Source organism: Pseudomonas chlororaphis subsp. chlororaphis (genome assembly GCF_003945765.1).
Classification (GTDB): Bacteria; Pseudomonadota; Gammaproteobacteria; order Pseudomonadales; family Pseudomonadaceae; genus Aquipseudomonas; species Aquipseudomonas chlororaphis.
The window spans coordinates 1,473,989-1,488,090 of the sequence record NZ_CP027712.1 but is presented as its reverse complement, the minus strand read 5'-3'; the positions used below and the strand labels follow the sequence as shown (position 1 = coordinate 1,488,090).

The following is a 14,102-nucleotide window of genomic DNA, read 5'->3' as shown; positions in this document are numbered from 1 at the left end:
GGCCTTGCCGGCTCCTACCGCGGCTGCATATGTTGCGCGGCGAACGCCTGCAACTGCGGGTAGAACGCCCGGAAGTCCTCGCTCAACGGCTGATACAGCCGCTCCAGCTCGCCCATCGCCGCCGCCAGCTCTTCCGGGCGTGACAGGCGCCGGGCAATCCCCCGCAACACCTGCTCCAGCACCTCGAACTCGCGGTAGGAACCCAGCCAGTCATGGGCGGCCATATGCGGCGCGATCTGCGCCAGGCGCCCGGGCAACCGGGGTTCGGCCGCCAGCACCCGGTACACGTCCGAAGTGAACAATTCCAACGGCCGGTCGGCATAGAGCATCCAGTCACGGGCCAGGCAGTGGTCGAAAAACACGTCCAGGACGATGCCGGCATAACGCCGGCGGGTCAGGGAAAAACGCGACAGCGACTCACCCACCAACGGATGGCGGTCGGTAAAGATGTCGATGCTGCGATGCAGCTGGATCGCCGCCTCGATTTCCGGGTTGAACTGGCCCTGCAGGCGCCCTTTGACGAAGTCGCCATACAAACTGCCGAGTAATTGACCGGGGCGCTGGCCGCCGAGATGCAGATGTGCGAGATAATTCATTCGCGCAGCTTAGCACCGCGCCTCACATATCGTTATAACCCGATATACCGATTAATGCTGATCTCAGATCAAAATCATATTGGTATATCGCGAAATAGCGATTTAAAGTTCGCCTCATCGCGATATAACGTTTTACGGAAACCGAGCACCGCCATGTCCATCGACCTCGACGAAATAATAAAAGCCCTGGCGCACCCAGTACGACGAGACATCCTTATCTGGCTCAAGGACCCGAAGGTCCAGTTCCCCGATCAGACCCACAACCACGAGTACGGCATCTGCGCCGGACAGATCGACCAACGCTGCGGCCTGTCGCAGTCGACCGTCTCCGCGCACCTGGCGACCTTGCAACGGGCCGGCCTGATCAGCAGCCAGAAAGCCGGCCAGTGGCACTTTTTCAAACGCAACGAAGATGTGATCCAGGCCTTCCTCGAGAAGCTGACCGCAGAACTTCGCATCAAAGACTGACAAGGACCCGACAATGCCCCTCTCGCTCCTCATCCTGGCCTTGAGCGCCTTCGCCATCGGCACCACCGAGTTCGTCATCATGGGCCTGCTGCCCGATGTGGCGAACGACCTGGGTGTGTCGATCCCCGGCGCCGGCTGGCTGGTGACCGGCTACGCCCTGGGCGTGGCGATCGGCGCGCCGTTCATGGCCCTGGCCACCGCCAGGCTGCCGCGCAAGGCCGCCCTGGTAGCGCTGATGGGGATTTTCATCGTCGGCAACCTGCTGTGTGCGCTGGCCAGTGACTATGACGTGCTGATGTTCGCCCGTGTGGTCACCGCCCTGTGCCATGGCGCCTTCTTTGGTATCGGTTCGGTGGTCGCGGCAGGCCTGGTGCCCGCCAACAAGCGTGCCTCCGCCGTGGCCCTGATGTTCACCGGCCTGACCCTGGCCAACGTGCTCGGCGTACCGCTGGGCACCGCCCTGGGCCAGCAGGCCGGCTGGCGTTCGACCTTCTGGGCGGTGACCGTGATCGGCGTGATTGCCCTGATCGGCCTGATCCGCTTCCTGCCCGCCAAGCGCGACGAAGAGAAGCTCGACATGCGTTCGGAACTGATCGCCCTCAAGGGCGCCGGGATCTGGCTGTCGCTGAGCATGACCGCGCTGTTCTCCGCCTCGGTGTTCACCCTGTTCACCTATGTCGCCCCGCTGCTGGGCGAGGTGACCGGCGTCTCGCCCCAGGGCGTGACCTGGACCCTGGTGCTGATCGGCCTGGGCCTGACCCTGGGCAACATCATCGGCGGCAAGATGGCCGACAAGAGCCTGTCGGGAACCCTGGTCGGCGTGCTGATCGCCATGGCCGTGACCAGCTCCGTGCTGACCTGGACCAGCGTCGCGCTGATCCCCACCGAAGTCACCCTGTTCCTCTGGGCCACCGCCTGCTTCGCCGCGGTGCCCGCCCTGCAGGTCAACGTGGTGACCTTCGGCAAGGCCGCGCCGAACCTGGTGTCCACGCTGAACATCGGCGCCTTCAACATCGGCAACGCCCTGGGCGCCTGGGTCGGCGGCAGCGTCATCGCCCACGGCTACGGCCTGGTCAACGTGCCGCTGGCGGCCGCCGCGCTGGCGGTCCTGGCCCTGCTGGTGACGCTGATTACCTTTCGCCAGGGCGGCAATGCCGAACTGGCTCCTGCCACCAACTGATACGTTCATCTAAAGAAGGGTGTATTTCATGACGACTATTTTCGATCCGATCAAACTCGGCGACCTCGAGCTGGCCAACCGCATCATCATGGCGCCGCTGACCCGCTGCCGCGCCGACGAAGGCCGCGTGCCGAACGCGCTGATGGCCGAGTACTACGTACAACGCGCCTCCGCCGGCCTGATCCTCAGCGAGGCCACCTCGGTGACCCCGATAGGCGTGGGTTACCCGGACACCCCGGGCATCTGGTCCAACGACCAGGTGCGCGGCTGGAGCAACGTGACCAAGGCCGTTCACGGCGCGGGCGGCAAGATCTTCCTGCAACTGTGGCACGTGGGCCGGATCTCCCACCCGAGCTATCTGAACGGCGAAGCGCCGGTCGCGCCCAGCGCCATCCAGCCCAAGGGCCACGTCAGCCTGGTGCGTCCGCTGGCCGACTTCCCGACCCCGCGTGCCCTGGAAACCGCTGAAATCGCCGACATCGTCGACGCCTACCGCGTCGGTGCCGAGAACGCCAAGGCCGCCGGCTTCGACGGCGTGGAAATCCACGGCGCCAACGGCTACCTGCTCGACCAGTTCCTGCAAAGCTCCACCAACCAGCGCACCGACCAGTACGGCGGCTCCCTGGAAAACCGAGCGCGGCTGATGCTGGAAGTGACTGACGCGGCGATCGAAGTCTGGGGCGCCGGCCGTGTGGGCGTGCACTTGTCGCCCCGTGCCGACCTGCACGACATGGGTGATGAGAACCTCTCGGAAACCTTCACCTACCTCGCCCGCGAGCTGGGCAAACGCGGTATCGCCTTTATCTGCTCACGCGAGAAAGAAGGCGCCGACAGCCTCGGCCCACAACTGAAAGAAGCCTTCGGCGGCCCCTACATCGCCAACGAACGCTTCACCAAAGACAGCGCCAACGCCTGGCTGGCCAGCGGCAAGGCCGATGCCGTGGCCTTCGGTGTGCCCTTCATCGCCAACCCGGACCTGCCGGCCCGCCTGAAGGCCGATGCACCGCTGAACGACGCGCGTCCCGAGCTGTTCTACGCCAAGGGCCCGGTCGGCTATATCGACTACCCGACGCTGTAAGACGCTTCAATAAAAAAGCCCCGGACTCGCAAGAGCCGGGGCTTTTTCATGCGCGTTCACCTGTAGGAGGGGCGCGATCAGCCGCGTTTGCGCTGGCCCCAGGCCACGGCCAGGCCGCTGAGGCAGATCACCGCGATCCCGACTATGCCGAAGCTGTCCGGGGTGTGATCGAAGATCAGGTAGCCGTACATGCCGGCGAACAGGATCTGCCCGTAGCTGAATGGCGCCAGCATCGCCGGCGCGGCATGGCGGAAAGCCTGGGTCAGCAACAGGTGGCCGAGCATGCCGCAAGTACCGAGGCCGATCATGAACAGGGCGTGCCCCAGGGTCGGCGTGCTCCAGAAGAACGGCAGCGCCGCGCTCATGATCAGGCTGTTGAGAATCCCGGTGAGGAAGTTGCTGGTGGTGGGGCTGTCGACCCCGCTGAGCTTGCGGGTGAGCAACTGGTAGAAGCCGAAACACAAGGCCGAGCACAGCGGCAGCAGGATCGCCGGGGTGAACAAGGCGCCGCCCGGACGAATCACGATCAATACCCCGACGAAACCGGCCAGCACCGCCAGCCACTGGCTGCGGGTCACCCGCTCGCCCAGCAGCGGCACGGACAAGGCGGTAACCAGCAAAGGCGCGAGGAAGTTAACCGCGGTGGCCTCGGCCAGGGGGATATAACGCAGGCCGGTGGTGAAAAACAGGCTGGTGCCGATCAGGCACAAGGCGCGCAACAGTTGCAGGCCCGGGCGCTTGGTACGCACCACGGCGGAGAAACCGCTGCGCGGCACGAACACCACCAGCATCAACAGCGTGTGCACCACATACCGGGCCCAGACCACCATGACGATGGGATAGAACCCGGACAGGTATTTGGACAGGGTGTCATGACTGGCGAACAGCAAAACCGCCAGGCAAATCAGTGCTATACCTTTTACCGGTTGCTCGGTGCCCTTGTAAGCCGCGGTACTCACACTCATTCACATACTCGCAACAATTTCCCTACAAAATACGTAGCTCGCTATCTATCAAGATAAAGTCGGCACGTATATAAAGGCATCCCGGTGAGCCGTGACGAATGAAACATCGCGTTTTATAACGCGCAAACGTTGACATCTGCCGACGTAATTCCGCATTTTGTCTCAATTACGCAGGCTGGGACTCAGGCGCAGCATGTCCAATCCGGTATCGATCCAGCGCTCCGCTTCCTTATGGAGTTCGAAACTGTCCGGCGCCAACAGCCACTGATAAAGAATGCCATCAATATAGGCGTGGATGCTGATGGCCGCCCGGGCAGTATCGAGGTTCTCGGGCAGTTGTCCCCGCTTCACGGCATTGCGCAACGCCAGCTCGATATGCACGTTGCAATCCAGGCTGGCCACGCGACGCTGGCGCCGCAAGTCGCACATTTCATCGGTGAATTCGCACTTGTGAAACAAAATCTCATTAATGCGTCGGGTTTTCGGGTCCAGGGCAATTTGATGAAACAAATGAATCAGCAGCTTGCGCATGCATCCCAGCGGATCGACTTCCTCTTCGTCTTCACTGGACCTGGCCATTTCATTCAGCGGCTCGCGCAAGGTATCGAGCATGGCCTGCACCAGATCCGCCTTGTTGCTGAAATGCCAGTAAATGGCTCCACGCGTGACACCGGCCAACGCCGCGATATCGGCCAGGGTGGTACGCGCCACACCGCGCTCGTAGAAGGCTTTTTCAGCCGCCTCGAGTATCTGTTTGCGGGTTTCTTGAGCTTCCTCTTTAGTACGACGGACCATGGCAGTAAACCTCGATCAGGATGTTTCAGCGATGCATGAAGCTCATCTGAATAAATATGGAACGGCATCTCGGGTGCCGTTTGCCCAGCCTACAATTCGACACTTGCAACGGCTTTTGTAACCGAATGGGTACGCCGCTAAGGTATTTACAAACAACCATGAACGTAAGTATATTCCTTAGCAAGCTACTTATCCACTCAGCACTCGTTTTTTACCCTTCCACTTTTCGAGTGCGCATTTTGCGCGCCTGACCCGAGGATCTTCATGCAACTCAAGCCAGCTGTTACCGCTCTGGTCACTGCCGTCGCCCTGGCATCGCTGCTCAGCGGATGTAAAAAGGAAGAGGCGGCTCCCGCCCCACAAGCCCCTCAGGTCGGCGTAGTCACCCTGCAACCTCAAGCCTTTACCCTGACGTCCGAGCTTCCAGGGCGCACCACTGCGTTCCGGATCGCCGAAGTCCGTCCTCAGGTCAACGGCATCATTCTCAAGCGTCTGTTCAAGGAAGGCGGCGACGTCAAGGAAGGTCAGCAGCTCTATCAGATCGATCCGTCGGTCTATGAGTCGACCCTCAAGAGCGCCCAGGCCAACCTGCAATCGACCAAGTCGATCTCCGATCGCTACAAGCAGCTGGTCGACGAGCAAGCCGTAAGCCGCCAGGAATACGACACCGCCGTCGCCAACCGCCTGCAATCGGAAGCCGCGCTGCAGAGCGCCCAGATCGACCTGCGCTACACCAAGGTGCTGTCGCCGATCTCCGGGCGTATCGGCCGTTCTTCGGTCACTGAAGGCGCATTGGTCAGCAACGGTCAGTCCACCGCCATGGCAACCATCCAGCAACTCGACCCGATCTACGTCGACGTCACCCAGTCGTCGGTCGAGCTGCTCGAGCTGCGCCGCGAGCTGGAAAGCGGTCGCCTGCAGAAGGCTGGCGACAACGCCGCCAAGGTCAAGCTGACCCTGGAAGACGGCAGCCAGTACAAGCTCGACGGCAAGCTGGAGTTCTCCGAAGTGTCGGTCGACGAAACAACCGGTTCCGTGACCCTGCGCGCGGTGTTCCCTAACCCGGAACACACCCTGTTGCCCGGTATGTTCGTGCACGCGCAACTGCAGGCCGGCGTGAATGCCGCGGCGATCCTCGCCCCACAACAAGGCGTGACCCGCGACCTCAAGGGCACACCGACCGCCCTGGTGGTTGGTCCGGACAACAAGGTTGAACTGCGTCAGCTCAAGGCCAGCCGCACCGTCGGCAACCAGTGGCTGATCGAGGACGGCCTGAAGGCCGGTGATCGCCTGATCACCGAAGGGCTGCAATTCGTCCGACCTGGCGTCGAAGTCAAAGCCAGCGAAGCGACCAACGTTCCAGCAAAAAACCCGGCCACTGCACAGGCAACTGACAAAGCTGCAGGCGGCAAAGGGGAGTAAACCATGTCGAAATTTTTTATCGACCGTCCGATTTTCGCCTGGGTAATCGCCCTGGTGATCATGCTGGTCGGGGCTCTATCGATCCTCAAATTGCCGATCAACCAATACCCGAGCATCGCGCCTCCAGCGATCGCCATCTCCGTGACCTACCCAGGCGCTTCCGCACAGACCGTGCAGGACACCGTGGTCCAGGTCATCGAGCAGCAGCTCAACGGTATCGACAACCTGCGTTATGTGTCCTCGGAAAGTAACTCCGACGGCAGCATGACCATTACCGCGACCTTCGAGCAGGGCACCAACTCGGACACCGCGCAGGTCCAGGTACAGAACAAGCTGAACCTGGCCACCCCGCTGCTGCCGCAAGAAGTGCAGCAACAGGGTATTCGCGTGACCAAGGCGGTGAAGAACTTCCTGTTGGTGATCGGTGTGGTTTCCGAGGACGGCAGCATGTCCAAGGACGACCTGTCGAACTACATCGTGTCCAACATGCAGGACCCGATCTCGCGGACCGCGGGCGTGGGTGACTTCCAGGTGTTCGGTGCCCAGTACGCCATGCGTATCTGGCTCGACCCGGCCAAGCTGAACAACTTCAACCTGACTCCGGTCGACGTGAAAAACGCCGTGGCGGCGCAAAACGTCCAGGTGTCGTCCGGCCAGATCGGTGGCTTGCCAGCCCTGCCAGGCCAGCAACTGAACGCCACCATCATCGGCAAGACCCGCCTGCAGACTGCCGAGCAGTTCAAGGCCATCCTGCTGAAGGTCAACGCGGACGGCTCGCAAGTGCGTCTGGGCGACGTCGCCGATGTCGGCCTGGGGGGTGAAAACTACTCCGTCAGTGCCCAGTTCAACGGTGCCCCGGCTTCCGGCCTGGCCGTGAAACTGGCCAACGGCGCCAACGCCCTGGACACCGCCAAGGCCCTGCGCAAGACCATCAGCGACCTGGAGCCGTTCTTCCCGGAAGGGATGAAAGTGGTATTCCCGTACGACACCACCCCGGTGGTGACCGAGTCGATCAAGGGTGTGGTTGAAACCCTGGTCGAAGCGATCGTGCTGGTGTTCCTGGTGATGTTCCTGTTCCTGCAGAACTTCCGCGCCACCGTCATCACCACCATGACCGTTCCGGTGGTGTTGCTGGGTACCTTCGGCATCCTCGCGGCCGCCGGCTTCAGCATCAACACCCTGACCATGTTCGGCATGGTGCTGGCCATCGGCTTGTTGGTGGACGACGCCATCGTCGTGGTGGAAAACGTCGAGCGGGTAATGGCCGAGGAAGGCCTGTCACCCAAGGAAGCGACCAAGAAGTCCATGGGCCAGATCCAGGGCGCCCTGGTCGGTATTGCCCTGGTGCTGTCGGCGGTACTGCTGCCAATGGCGTTCTTCAGCGGTTCCACCGGTGTGATCTACAAGCAGTTCTCGATCACCGTGGTCTCGGCCATGGCCCTGTCGGTCCTGGTTGCCCTGATCTTCACTCCGGCCCTGTGCGCCACCATGCTCAAGGCCATTCCCCACGGCGAACACGCCGCGCCGAAACGCGGCTTCTTCGGCTGGTTCAACCGCACTTTCGACCGCAGCGTCAAAAGCTACGAGCGTGGCGTGGGCAACATCCTGCGGCACAAGGCGCCTTACCTGCTGGCCTACGTGCTGATCGTGGTCGGCATGATCTGGCTGTTCGCCCGCATCCCGACTGCGTTCCTTCCGGAAGAAGACCAGGGCGTACTGTTCGCCCAGGTACAGACCCCGGCCGGTTCCAGTTCCGAGCGGACCCAGGTGGTAGTCGATGAAATGCGCGCCTACCTGCTGGACAAGGAAAAGGACACCGTGGCCTCGGTCTTCACCGTGAACGGCTTCAACTTCGCCGGTCGTGGCCAGAGTTCGGGCATGGCGTTCATCATGCTCAAGCCGTGGGACGAACGCTCCGTGGAAAACAGCGTGTTCAACCTGGCGGCCCGGGCCCAGCAGCACTTCTTCAGCTTCCGTGACGCGATGGTGTTCGCCTTCGCCCCGCCGGCGGTACTGGAGCTGGGTAACGCCACCGGTTTCGACGTGTTCCTGCAGGACCGCGCCGGTATCGGCCACGAGAAACTGATGGAAGCGCGCAACCAGTTCCTCGGCATGGCGGCGCAAAGCAAGATCCTGTCCCAGGTGCGTCCGAACGGCCTGAACGACGAGCCGCAGTACCAGCTGGAAATCGATGACGAGAAGGCCAGCGCCCTGGGCGTGACCATCTCCGACATCAACAACACCTTGTCGATTGCCCTGGGCAGTAGCTACGTCAACGACTTCATCGACCGCGGTCGGGTGAAGAAGGTGTACATCCAGGGTCAGCCTAACGCTCGCATGAGCCCCGAGGACCTGAAGAAGTGGTACGTGCGCAACAGCGCCGGGACCATGGTGCCGTTCGCCTCCTTCGCCAAGGGCACGTGGATCTACGGTTCGCCGAAACTGGCTCGTTACAACGGCGTGGAAGCGGTGGAAGTCCTGGGTGCCCCGGCGCCGGGCTACAGCACCGGTGAAGCCATGGCCGAAGTCGAAGCCATCGCCAAGAAGCTGCCGGCCGGTGTCGGTATCTCCTGGACCGGCCTGTCCTACGAGGAACGCCTGTCGGGCTCGCAAGCTCCCGCGCTGTACGCCTTGTCGCTGCTGATGGTGTTCCTGTGCCTGGCGGCGCTGTATGAAAGCTGGTCGATTCCGATCGCGGTCATGCTGGTGGTGCCGCTGGGGATCATCGGTGCGCTGATGGCGACCAGCCTGCGCGGCCTGTCCAACGACGTGTACTTCCAGGTGGGGCTGTTGGTGACCATCGGCCTGGCGGCGAAAAACGCCATTCTGATCGTCGAGTTCGCCAAGGAACTGCACGAGCAGGGCCGCAGCCTGGTGGATGCGGCGATCGAAGCCTGCCGCATGCGTCTGCGTCCGATCATCATGACCTCCCTGGCCTTCGTGCTCGGTGTGGTACCGCTGGCCATCTCCACCGGCGCAGGCTCGGGTAGCCAGCATGCGATCGGTACAGGGGTGATTGGCGGTATGCTCACCGCGACTGTCCTGGCGATATTCTGGGTGCCTTTGTTCTTCGTCACCGTGTCCTCGATGAGCCGCCGCAAGGCACTCGAAGCGCAACCTACCGAAACTCCTGAAGAGGCTGGCCAATGAGCAAGTCGCTACTCTCCCTCGCAATCACCGCCGCCGTGCTGAGTGGTTGCTCGCTGATACCGGATTATCAGCAGCCGCAAGCACCGGTCGCGGCGCAATACCCGCAAGGGCCGGCCTATTCGCCTGCGGAGGCTGCCAACCAGGCAGCCGCCGAACAGGGCTGGCGGCAGTTCTTCCATGACCCTGCCCTGCAGCAGCTGATCCAGACCGCGCTGGTGAACAACCGCGACCTGCGGGTCGCGGCGCTGAACATCGACGCCTACGCCGCGCAGTACCAGATCCAGCGCGCGGACCTGTTCCCGGCGATCTCGGCCAACGGCAGCGGCAGCCGTCAACGCACCCCGGCACGGCTGTCGCAGACCGGTGAAGCGGCCATCTCCAGCCAGTACTCGGCAACCCTGGGTGTCAGCGCTTATGAGCTGGACCTGTTCGGTCGCGTTCGCAGCTTGAGCGAGCAGGCCTTGCAGACCTACTTCTCCAGCGAAGAAGCCCGGCGCAGCACGCAGATCAGCCTGGTGGCCAGCGTGGCCAACGCCTACCTGACCTGGCAGGCCGACAAGGAACTGCTCAAGCTGACCCAGGACACCCTGGCGGCCTACGAGGAGAGCTACCGCCTGACCTCACGCAGCAACGAAGTCGGCGTGGCCTCGGCCCTGGACCTGAGCCAGGCGCGGACCTCGGTGGAAAACGCCCGGGTGCAACTGGCGCGTTATACCCGCCAGGTGGCCCAGGACGAAAACAGCCTGACCCTGCTGCTGGGTACCTCGATCCCGGCCAACCTGCCGAGCCCGCAGCCGTTGTCGGCCGACCTGCTCAGCGAGTTGCCCGCCGGCCTGCCGTCGGAACTGCTGCAACGCCGTCCGGACATCCTCGCCGCCGAGCACAACCTGAAAGCCGCCAACGCCAGTATTGGCGCGGCACGCGCGGCGTTCTTCCCGAGCATCAGCCTGACCGCCAATGCCGGGACCTTGAGCCCGGATATGGGCGGCCTGTTCAAGGGCGGTTCGGGCACCTGGTCGTTCGCGCCGCAGATCAATATCCCGATCTTCAACGCCGGCAGCCTGCGCGCCAGCCTGGATTACTCGAAAATCCAGAAAGACATCAACGTCGCGCAGTACGAGAAGTCCATCCAGACCGCCTTCCAGGAAGTCTCCGATGGCCTGGCCGCACGCCAGACCTACAACCAGCAGTTGCAGGCCCAGCGTGACTTCGTCAATGCCAACCAGGACTACTACCGCCTGGCCGAGCGTCGCTACCGTATCGGTGTCGACAGCAACCTGACCTTCCTCGACGCCCAGCGCTCGCTGTTCAGCGCGCAGCAAGCGTTGATCACCGACCGGCTTGCGCAGCTGACCAGCGAGGTCAACCTGTACAAGGCCCTGGGCGGTGGTTGGAACGAGCAAGGTTCGCAGCAAGCGGAAGTGAGCAAAGAGGCACCGCCACTGAAGCTGTTCTGAGTGCATGACGCTTGAAAAAAACCCACCTTGCAGTGGGTTTTTTTATGGGCCGAAGACCGCCGTCACTTGTGTTCGTTAATCGCCCAAAACCCGCCAAGGCCAATTGAACAGGGCCGTTGATCCAACGCACCATTCCCCGCACCTACAAAAACCAATAACAACAGGTTCGTCATCATGACCCCGCGCCCTGCCCGCTCCGGCTGATTCCGTTCCATCCACCCTCCCGGTTTCAACCTTGTCTGCAACCTGACGTTGCGGCAGCGCCCAGCCTCACCCCTAACAATTAGAGAGCCCGATCCATGAAGCCATCCACTCGCACTCCCTATTCACTGCTGCCCAGCCTGCTGGCCGTCAGCATCGCCAGCACGGCCCTGCCGGTCATGGCCGCGGAGTCCGGCTTTCTCGAAGACGCCAAGGTCAACCTGAACCTGCGCAACTTCTATATCAACCGCAACTTCACCAACCCGGGCAAGGCCCAGGGCAAGGCTGAAGAATGGACGCAGAGCTTCATCCTCGACGCCAAATCCGGCTTCACCCAAGGCACCGTCGGGTTCGGCATGGACGTGCTGGGGCTGTACTCGTTGAAGCTCGATGGCGGCAAAGGCACCGGCGGTACCCAGTTATTGCCGCTGGATCACGACGGGCGCCCGGCCGACCACTTCGGCCGCACGGGCGTGGCATTCAAGGCCCGCCTGTCGCAGACCGAGGTCAAGATCGGTGAATGGATGCCGGTGCTGCCGATCCTGCGCTCGGACGACGGTCGCTCCCTGCCCCAGACCTTCCGCGGCGGCCAGATCACCTCGAAGGAAATTGACGGCCTGACCCTCTACGGCGGCCAGTTCCGCGCCAACAGCCCGCGTGACGACAGCAGCATGAGCGACATGTCGATGACCGGCAAAGCGGCCTTCACCTCCGACCGCTTCAACTTCCAGGGCGGCGAATACAGCTTCAACGACAAGCGCACCCAGGTCGGGGTGTGGAACGCCCAGCTCAAGGACATCTACAGCCAGCAATACCTCAACCTGATCCACAGCCAGCCGCTGGGCGACTGGACCCTGGGCGCCAACATCGGCTTCTTCTATGGCAAGGAGGATGGCAGCGCCCGCGCCGGCGACCTGGACAACAAGACCTGGTCGGGCCTGTTCTCGGCCAAGTACGGCGGCCACACCTTCTACGTCGGCCTGCAGAAACTCACCGGCGACAGCGCCTGGATGCGCGTCAACGGCACCAGCGGCGGCACCCTGGCCAACGACAGCTACAACGCCAGCTACGACAACGCCCAGGAAAGATCCTGGCAGCTGCGCCATGACTACAACTTCGTCGCGGTCGGCATCCCCGGCCTGACCCTGATGAACCGCTACATCAAGGGCGACAACGTGCACACCGGCACCATCACCGACGGCAAGGAATGGGGACGCGAGAGCGAACTGGCCTACACCGTGCAAAGCGGCACGCTCAAGAATCTCAACGTCAAATGGCGCAACTCGACCATGCGCCGCGACTTCAGCACCAACGAGTTCGACGAGAACCGCCTGATCATCAGCTACCCGATCAGCCTGCTGTAAGCCCACTCGCTCGCCCACACCAAAAACAAGGCCAGCCCCATTCCCCGGGGCTGGCCTTGTTTTTGTAGGAGCGAAGCTTGCTCGCGATGATCGTCAACGATGGCGCGTACTGACTGGCTGAACGTGGTGCTCTCAGGTTCATCGCGAGCAAGCTCGCTCCGACAGGGAAAACGCAGCGGCGCCGAGTTGCTCGGCGCCGCGCTCCTTTATAGGCGTGGGTTATCAGCCGCGGGATTCGACACCCAGCTCGTCCCACACCGACTCGGCGAGGTGGAAGGTCGCGTTGGCCGCCGGAATGCCGCAGTAGATCGCGCTCTGCATGATCACTTCCTTGATCTCGGCGCGGCTCACGCCGTTGTTGGCGGCGGCACGCAGGTGCAGCTTGAGCTCTTCGTTGCGGTTCATGCCGATCAGCATGGCGATGGTGATCAGGCTGCGGGTATGGCGCGGCAGGCCCGGACGCGTCCAGATATCGCCCCAGGCATGCCGGGTGATCATTTCTTGGAACTCCGAGTTGAACTCGGTCAGGGTGCTCAGGCTGCGATCGACATGGGCATCGCCCAGCACCGCGCGACGCACTTGCATGCCTTCGGCGTAACGTTGTTTCTCGTCCACGGGGGGCTCCTTAAATACGCTGGTCGGCCAGCAAAAATGCCACGACCCGCTCACTGAACGCAGCGCCAGCCTGGACGTTGGACAGGTGCGCCGCATGGAACTCGGCGTATTCAGCGCCGCGCACGCGCTCCTGGATAAAGTGCCCGCCCGAAGGTGGCGTGACTGCGTCTTCAGTGCCGGACACCACCAGGGTCGGCGCCTCGATCGCCGACAATTGATCACGAAAATCCGCATCGCGCACCGCCGCGCAGTTGGCGGCATAACCCTCGGGCGAGGTGGCCGCCAGCATGTCGGTGATCAGCTTGGCCTGGTCCGGGTGCGCCGCGGCGAAGTCCGGGGTGAACCAGCGGGCGATCGAGGCATCGCGCAATGCGACCATGGCCGCCTGGCCATCGCGCAGCACGGTTTCGATGCGTGGATTCCATACCGATGGGTCGCCGATCTTCGCCGCGGTGTTGCATACCACCAGCTTGTTCAGGCGCTCGCCGGCATTGATACCCAGCCACTGGCCGATCAGCCCGCCCATGGACAGGCCGCAGAAATGCGCGCGCTGGATATGCAGGGCATCCAGCAGCGCCAGTACGTCGCGCCCCAACTGCTCGATGCTGTAGGGGCCTTCGGTGACCAGGGATTTGCCGTGGCCGCGGGTGTCGAAACGCAGCACCCGGAAGTGCTTGGTAAAGACCGGAATCTGCATATCCCACATGTGCAGGTCGGTACCCAGGGAGTTGGACAGGACCAGCATCGGCGCATCGGCCGGGCCGTCCAGTTGGTAATGCAATTCGCCATCGGCGAGTTGTACGAATGCCAC

Annotated in this window: 12 protein-coding genes; 7 read left to right on the top strand and 5 right to left on the bottom strand. The window is 62.6% G+C overall.

Annotated features, from left to right (window positions below; all coding sequences use genetic code 11):
* Positions 1 to 14: 14 nt before the first annotated feature.
* Entirely contained in the window at positions 15 to 596 is a 582-nt protein-coding gene (locus C4K27_RS06680; RefSeq protein WP_053259880.1) for an acyl carrier protein phosphodiesterase, read from the bottom strand.
* 153 nt (positions 597 to 749) lie between these two features.
* Between C4K27_RS06680 and C4K27_RS06675 the strand changes: the two genes are divergently transcribed.
* Genes C4K27_RS06675 through C4K27_RS06665 form a run of 3 tightly spaced genes read left to right on the top strand, consistent with a single transcriptional unit; the run spans position 750 to position 3,322 of the window.
* The gene (locus C4K27_RS06675; protein WP_007926562.1) at positions 750 to 1,064 is read left to right on the top strand and encodes an ArsR/SmtB family transcription factor; all 315 of its coding nucleotides are present in this window, start codon (positions 750 to 752) and stop codon (positions 1,062 to 1,064) included.
* A gap of 13 nt (positions 1,065 to 1,077) precedes the next feature.
* Positions 1,078 to 2,244 (top strand): MFS transporter, encoded by a 1,167-nt coding sequence (locus C4K27_RS06670; RefSeq protein ID WP_007926564.1) that lies wholly within the window; start codon positions 1,078 to 1,080, stop codon positions 2,242 to 2,244.
* 28 nt (positions 2,245 to 2,272) lie between these two features.
* Entirely contained in the window at positions 2,273 to 3,322 is a 1,050-nt protein-coding gene (locus C4K27_RS06665) for an alkene reductase (RefSeq protein ID WP_007926565.1), read from the top strand.
* 77 nt (positions 3,323 to 3,399) lie between these two features.
* Here C4K27_RS06665 and C4K27_RS06660 read toward each other — a convergent pair whose 3' ends face one another.
* A complete protein-coding gene (locus C4K27_RS06660; protein ID WP_009042511.1) occupies positions 3,400 to 4,287 on the bottom strand; it encodes a DMT family transporter in 888 nt (295 codons plus the stop codon).
* Between the two features lie 162 nt (positions 4,288 to 4,449).
* On the bottom strand, positions 4,450 to 5,082 hold the full coding sequence (gene emhR, locus C4K27_RS06655; RefSeq protein ID WP_053259879.1) for an efflux system transcriptional repressor EmhR: 633 nt from the start codon (positions 5,080 to 5,082) through the stop codon (positions 4,450 to 4,452).
* 264 nt (positions 5,083 to 5,346) lie between these two features.
* Here emhR and emhA point away from each other — a divergent pair, with 264 nt between their 5' ends.
* The 4 genes from emhA (at position 5,347) to C4K27_RS06635 (ending at position 12,676) form a co-directional block, all read left to right on the top strand.
* Positions 5,347 to 6,504: an efflux RND transporter periplasmic adaptor subunit EmhA gene (emhA, locus tag C4K27_RS06650; protein ID WP_009042509.1), complete on the top strand. Its 1,158-nt coding sequence runs from the start codon at positions 5,347 to 5,349 to the stop codon at positions 6,502 to 6,504.
* 3 nt (positions 6,505 to 6,507) lie between these two features.
* Positions 6,508 to 9,654 (top strand): efflux RND transporter permease subunit EmhB, encoded by a 3,147-nt coding sequence (emhB, locus tag C4K27_RS06645; protein ID WP_053259878.1) that lies wholly within the window; start codon positions 6,508 to 6,510, stop codon positions 9,652 to 9,654.
* Positions 9,651 to 11,111, top strand: a complete 1,461-nt coding sequence (gene adeC / locus C4K27_RS06640; protein WP_053259877.1) for an AdeC/AdeK/OprM family multidrug efflux complex outer membrane factor — start codon at positions 9,651 to 9,653, stop codon at positions 11,109 to 11,111. The genes emhB and adeC overlap by 4 nt, the downstream gene beginning before the upstream one ends.
* A gap of 299 nt (positions 11,112 to 11,410) precedes the next feature.
* Positions 11,411 to 12,676: an OprD family porin gene (locus C4K27_RS06635; RefSeq protein ID WP_053259876.1), complete on the top strand. Its 1,266-nt coding sequence runs from the start codon at positions 11,411 to 11,413 to the stop codon at positions 12,674 to 12,676.
* A 222-nt stretch (positions 12,677 to 12,898) separates the two neighbouring features.
* On the opposite strand, the gene pcaC is transcribed toward C4K27_RS06635, so the two are convergent.
* Entirely contained in the window at positions 12,899 to 13,291 is a 393-nt protein-coding gene (gene pcaC / locus C4K27_RS06630) for a 4-carboxymuconolactone decarboxylase (RefSeq protein ID WP_007926582.1), read from the bottom strand.
* A gap of 10 nt (positions 13,292 to 13,301) precedes the next feature.
* A complete protein-coding gene (gene pcaD / locus C4K27_RS06625; protein WP_053259875.1) occupies positions 13,302 to 14,102 on the bottom strand; it encodes a 3-oxoadipate enol-lactonase in 801 nt (266 codons plus the stop codon).